This window comes from Janthinobacterium agaricidamnosum NBRC 102515 = DSM 9628, assembly GCF_000723165.1.
Taxonomy (GTDB): Bacteria; Pseudomonadota; Gammaproteobacteria; order Burkholderiales; family Burkholderiaceae_D; genus Janthinobacterium; species Janthinobacterium agaricidamnosum.
This window is the reverse complement of sequence record NZ_HG322949.1, coordinates 5,887,811-5,888,331: the sequence shown is the minus strand read 5'-3', so window position 1 is coordinate 5,888,331 and position 521 is coordinate 5,887,811. Positions and strand designations below refer to the sequence as shown.

At 51.6% G+C, this 521-nt stretch carries 1 protein-coding gene (cut by both window edges); it reads left to right on the top strand.

All 521 nt of this window come from inside a single coding sequence — locus GJA_RS26955, type VI lipase adapter Tla3 domain-containing protein, on the top strand. Of the gene's 549 coding nucleotides, 12 precede the window and 16 follow it; the stretch shown corresponds to coding positions 13–533 (codon 5, complete, through codon 178, partial); the first codon wholly inside the window starts at window position 1. Both codon boundaries (start and stop) fall beyond the window edges.

The following is a 521-nucleotide window of genomic DNA, read 5'->3' as shown; positions in this document are numbered from 1 at the left end:
AAAACAGCACCAAACGAGCAGGCCAGGCGGGAATATGTGCTGGAAGTTATTGGTCTAGGGGTCACGCTGGACAAATATCGCCAGGGAAAACTGTGGGAAGCCCTGCAAAAAGGGGATGCCTACGCCTCTATCCGCGAGCAGGACAAGGAAAAATATCCGTGGGACTCCATGGAAAAAGCGGGAATCTCTGGTGGACGTGCAGGCGATGCGTTGGAAAATGGCGCGCAATACACACCAATGTATTACGCTGTACCGGTTTTTAATGCGCAGTATCCAATTGCCGATCCTGCAATGGCAGACACGGCAAACTCACCGGTAATAGGTTTGGCAGGAGATGCTGTTGCGGCCGGTATGGCTTGGCATCTATTCGTAGTAGGTCCGCGCCGTTTCAGCGAACGTCCCGATCGGATACTCGAAGACGTATTCGCTTTCTTCGATAGCAATCCTGATGTTCCATATATCATTCTCAATTCGGAAGATAGCATGGGTTCACGGGATGGATATCGCCCAATGGGTGCACC